Origin of the sequence: Pseudomonas sp. P7758 (assembly GCF_013386485.1) — a bacterium.
Lineage (GTDB): Bacteria > Pseudomonadota > Gammaproteobacteria > Pseudomonadales > Pseudomonadaceae > Aquipseudomonas.
The window spans coordinates 1-4,767 of record NZ_JACARS010000106.1 but is presented as its reverse complement, the minus strand read 5'-3'; the positions used below and the strand labels follow the sequence as shown (position 1 = coordinate 4,767).

Genomic DNA, 4,767 nt, shown 5'->3' with positions numbered 1-4,767 from the left:
GATACGCCAGTGTGCCCGACTCCCCGGGCACACTGGCGTATCTGCCCCACCACCGGCCACCTGGTCCAGCAATGGGATCACGCCGACCCTCAAGACCCACAGAGACGGGACGTTTCCAGCCTGGTCGCGCAAGCGAGCCTGATGCTGAGCTTCTACGTGGACGCTCGCGCGGCTTAAGCCAGCTGGAAACAGCAACTTCCTGATTATCCGTTACTTGATTAGCTGGAGTTCTCTATGGACGAAGCCAGTAGTAGCCCGCTGCGCGTTAGTTAACTAACGCGCTGTTAGCGGGCCTGTAGAAAGTTACCCAACACTTTATTTAAACCGATCGCGAAGTCAGCGACTCGGCATGCTTTCGCTCGCCTGTCATCAGGTAAGTACCGGGTATGTTTTGTCGAAAAATTGGCGACAGGAGTACACACAATGAGCGCAGTAAAAAACCCGAAACTGCACAAGAAAAACGGCACGGATACCGACACCAAGCTGTCGATGCGTGCCGCCCGCGAAGCCCAGAACGGCCTCTCGGCAACCCTCGCCAATGTCCGGGCAACCAAGGATGGCCTGACCGAACTGGATGCCTCTGCTCGCCTGCAACGTGAAGGCTACAACGAGGTGGCCCACGACAAGCCGCCTCACGCCATCGTGCAATTCCTCCAGGCCCTGAACAACCCGTTCATCTATGTGCTGCTGACCCTCGGCGCCATCAGTTTCTTCACTGACTACTGGCTGCCACTGCAGGCCGGTGAAGAAGCCGACCTGACCAAGGTCATCATTATCATGACCATGGTCATGCTCAGCAGCCTGCTGCGCTTCTGGCAGGAGCATCGTTCGGCCAAGTCCGCCGAAGCCTTGAAGGCCATGGTGCGCACCACCGCCACGGTGTTGCGTCGCGAGCAAGTGGGCTCCAAGCCGACCCTGCGGGAAGTGCCGATGCGCGACCTGGTGGCCGGCGATATCGTGCAACTGTCTGCCGGCGACATGATCCCGGCCGACATCCGCCTGATCGAGTCCCGTGACCTGTTCATCAGCCAGGCCGTGCTGACCGGCGAAGCCTTGCCGGTAGAGAAGTACGACACCCTCGGGGATGTGACGCAAAAATCCGCCACGTCCACGGCGGCCGACCAGGGCAACCTGCTGGACCTGCCGAACATCTGTTTCATGGGCACCAACGTGGTCAGCGGCCGGGCGAAAGCCGTGGTGGTTGCCACCGGCCCGCGCACCTACTTTGGCTCGCTGGCCAAGGCGATTGTCGGCTCCCGAGTGCAAACCGCATTTGACCGCGGGGTGAACAGCGTCAGCTGGCTGTTGATCCGCTTCATGCTGGTAATGACACCGATCGTGTTCTTCCTCAACGGCTTCTCCAAGGGTGACTGGAGCGACGCGTTGCTGTTCGCCCTGGCAGTGGCGGTAGGCCTCACCCCGGAAATGCTGCCGATGATCGTCAGCGCCAACCTGGCCAAGGGTGCAACCGCCATGGCCAAGCGCAAGGTGGTGGTCAAGCGCCTCAACGCGATCCAGAACTTCGGTTCGATGGACGTGCTGTGCACCGACAAGACCGGCACCCTGACCCAGGACAAGATCATCCTCGAGCACCACGTCAACGCCTTTGGCAACCGTGATGATTCAGTGCTGACCCTCGCCTGGCTCAACAGCCATCACCAGAGCGGCATGAAGAACCTGATGGACCAGGCGGTCGTACAGTTCTCCGAGCAGAATCCGAAGTTCCAGGTGCCGTTTGCCTATAGCAAGGTGGATGAGTTGCCGTTCGACTTTATTCGCCGTCGCCTGTCGATCGTGGTCAAGGACGCGCAAAACGATCACCTGCTGGTGTGCAAGGGTGCGGTCGAGGAGATGCTGAGCATTTCCACCCACGTGATGGAAGGCGACGTGGCCGTCGAGCTGGATGATCGGCGTCGCAACGAGTTGCTGGCGATTGCCCAGGACTACAACGAAGACGGCTTCCGGGTGCTGGTGCTGGCCACCCGCAACATTCCCCAGGCACTCGCCCGCAAGCAGTACACCACGGCCGATGAGCGCAACCTGGTGATCCGTGGTTTCCTGACCTTCCTTGATCCACCAAAGGAAACCGCTGGCCCGGCGATCGCTGCCCTGCGCGAAATTGGCGTGGCGGTCAAAGTGCTCACCGGCGACAACGCCATCGTCACCAGCAAGATCTGCCGCCAGGTCGGCCTGGAGCCAGGCGTACCGTTGCTGGGGACGGAAATCGAAGCGATGGACGACGCCACCCTCAAGCTGCGGGTCGAGGAGCGCACGGTGTTCGCCAAGCTGACGCCGCTGCAGAAGTCGCGGGTGCTCAAGACCTTGCAGTCCAACGGCCACACCGTGGGCTTCCTCGGCGACGGCATCAACGACGCTCCGGCCTTGCGGGATGCCGACGTGGGCATCTCGGTGGACAGCGCGACGGACATTGCCAAGGAATCCGCCGACATCATCCTGCTGGAAAAGAGCCTGATGGTGCTGGAAGAAGGTGTGCTGAAAGGCCGCGAGACCTTCGGCAATATCATGAAGTACCTGAACATGACCGCCAGTTCCAACTTCGGCAACGTGTTCTCGGTGCTGGTGGCCAGTGCGTTCATCCCGTTCCTGCCAATGCTGTCGATCCACCTGCTGCTGCAAAACCTGATGTACGACATCTCCCAGCTGGCCTTGCCGTGGGACAAGATGGACAAGGAATACCTGGCCAAGCCACGCAAGTGGGACGCGAAAAACATTGGCCGCTTCATGATCTGGATCGGGCCGACCTCGTCGATCTTCGACATGACCACCTTTGCCCTGATGTGGTACGTGTTCTCGGCCAACAGCGTGGAAATGCAGACCCTGTTCCAGTCTGGCTGGTTCATCGAGGGGCTGCTCTCGCAAACCCTGGTGGTGCACATGCTGCGCACCCGCAAGATCCCGTTTTTCCAGAGCAACGCCGCATGGCCGGTGATGATGATGACCTGCATCGTGATCGGGCTGGGCATCTACGTACCGTTCTCGCCGCTGGGCGCGATGGTTGGCCTGGAGCCGCTGCCACTGGCGTACTTCCCATGGCTGGTGGGCACCCTGGTCGCCTACTGCTGCGTGGCACAACTGATGAAAACCCTCTACATCCGCCGCTTCAAGCAGTGGTACTGATCAACCGCCCCTGAAAGCGCTGGCTATCGGTAGATAGCCAGTGCACGCGGAGACAGACAATGAACACACTTATGAGCTACCTCGACAACGCTGCTCGCGCGCTGCTGGTGTACGGCCTCGCCCAGGCGGCCAAGGCGGTGATGGTGCTGGGCGTACGGCTGTACGCGCGCAACGTGCTCAGCGCCGTGGAAATGCGCTTCATGCTGGGGTTTTCCAGCACCTTAAACAGTACGTGCATCCGCTTGCTGCGCCCGCGTCGATAAATGGCAATACGCACTACAAGGAAAGATCACCATGCGCATCTTGATCTGTGCAGGTCGTCATTACGCCGATACAAAAATGTCTCGCCAGGTGCTGGACGCCTACCACCGCCTGCGCCCGGTGCAGGTATTGATCCACGGTGGCAGCCAGTTCCTGGGCAGCGACGTGGAAGACTGGGCCCGGGAAACCGGAGTGGATGTGGTGCGTTACCCACCCAACTGGCAACGCCATGGCAAGCAGGCCGAACGCCATCGCAACCAGTTCATGCTCACCGACAGCCGGCCCGACGTGATCATCGCGTTGCCCGGTGGCGACGACACCTCGGAACTGGTGAGCCAGGCCAGGGCCAGTGGCATCCATGTGCTGACTGTAGACAGCTGAATCAACCCTTATTGGAGTATCCAGGCATGAACGAAGAACCCCGTTGTAGCGGTACCCCGTTGCACACTTTTTTCTATTTGAAACACGGCGCGTCCCTGCCAAGTCCGGTCGGGGCGCGCCACCGGCTGTTGATCGAGGTTCACCATGTACAAGAAACACACCCCTGACGGTTTCGCCAAATACCGCAACCGCACCACCCACGTTACCTTCCATCCCCTGCCCGCCTCCAAGCTTCGGGCAGTGCGGCGCAACCTGATTTTCGTCGGCGTGACCGCGGGCATCGTGCTGGTGCTCAGCCTGATGTCGAATGCCCATGCGGCAGGCGGCTCCTACGTGGTCGACGACGGCGCAATCAACGCCCCGGGCGAATGCAATGTCGACGCCTGGTTCACCGCCAACCGGCACGCTGGCTCAACCCACAGTGAAACCCTGGCGCCGGCCTGCACTTCCGCTGCCATTGCGTGGTTGCAGTGGACTGCCGCCGTGTCCCGGGCCAACCATGATGGCGACGGCGAAACCCAAGTGAATCCGCAGCTCAAGGCGCAGTTGTGGGCCCGGGAAGACCTGGGCCTGGAACTGGCCGCGTCTGCCGGCGTGCATTACGCGCTGAACCGCCGGCACTCGTTTGATGGCGCGGACTTGAATGTGCCGTTTACCTGGCAGCCCATGGAGGCCCTGCGGCTTAACTTCAACGCCGGCTGGAGCCACGCTTATAACGACGGCGACCAGACCCATCGGCCGACCTGGGGCACCGGGTTTGAATACAGCCTGATGGACTCACTGACACTGATCGCCGAACGCTACGGCCAGCAAGGCGGCGACCAGGCGTGGCAAGCCGGGCCGAGGATGCATATCGGCAAGAATGTGGACGTGGACCTGGTGGTAGGACGCAGTTTGATCGGGGATCAGCATCAATGGCTCACGACGGGGGCCACACTGCGGTTCTAACCCGCAGACGATGATCCCAGTGGCGAGGGAGCTTGCTCC

4 protein-coding genes are annotated in these 4,767 nt (G+C 60.9%); all 4 read left to right on the top strand.

Features of this window, described 5'->3' with window-relative positions; translation table 11 throughout:
* Positions 1 to 423 precede the first annotated feature (423 nt).
* The 4 genes from mgtA (at position 424) to HX873_RS22315 (ending at position 4,728) form a co-directional block, all read left to right on the top strand.
* A complete protein-coding gene (gene mgtA / locus HX873_RS22330) occupies positions 424 to 3,138 on the top strand; it encodes a magnesium-translocating P-type ATPase (protein WP_023658814.1) in 2,715 nt (904 codons plus the stop codon).
* Between the two features lie 59 nt (positions 3,139 to 3,197).
* The gene (locus HX873_RS22325; RefSeq protein ID WP_256349340.1) at positions 3,198 to 3,401 is read left to right on the top strand and encodes a hypothetical protein; all 204 of its coding nucleotides are present in this window, start codon (positions 3,198 to 3,200) and stop codon (positions 3,399 to 3,401) included.
* A 31-nt stretch (positions 3,402 to 3,432) separates the two neighbouring features.
* The gene (locus HX873_RS22320) at positions 3,433 to 3,780 is read left to right on the top strand and encodes a DUF2493 domain-containing protein (RefSeq protein WP_102606046.1); all 348 of its coding nucleotides are present in this window, start codon (positions 3,433 to 3,435) and stop codon (positions 3,778 to 3,780) included.
* Positions 3,781 to 3,924: 144 nt separating this feature from the next.
* On the top strand, positions 3,925 to 4,728 hold the full coding sequence (locus HX873_RS22315) for a hypothetical protein (protein WP_102369001.1): 804 nt from the start codon (positions 3,925 to 3,927) through the stop codon (positions 4,726 to 4,728).
* The last annotated feature ends 39 nt before the right edge of the window (positions 4,729 to 4,767 follow it).

Bases quoted from the DNA above. Each gene is read 5' to 3' on its own strand.
- mgtA (WP_023658814.1), top strand. From the start codon at position 424: ATGAGCGCAGTAAAAAACCCGAAACTGCACAAGAAAAACGGCACGGAT.
- HX873_RS22325 (WP_256349340.1), top strand. From the start codon at position 3,198: ATGAACACACTTATGAGCTACCTCGACAACGCTGCTCGCGCGCTGCTG.
- HX873_RS22320 (WP_102606046.1), top strand. From the start codon at position 3,433: ATGCGCATCTTGATCTGTGCAGGTCGTCATTACGCCGATACAAAAATG.
- HX873_RS22315 (WP_102369001.1), top strand. From the start codon at position 3,925: ATGTACAAGAAACACACCCCTGACGGTTTCGCCAAATACCGCAACCGC.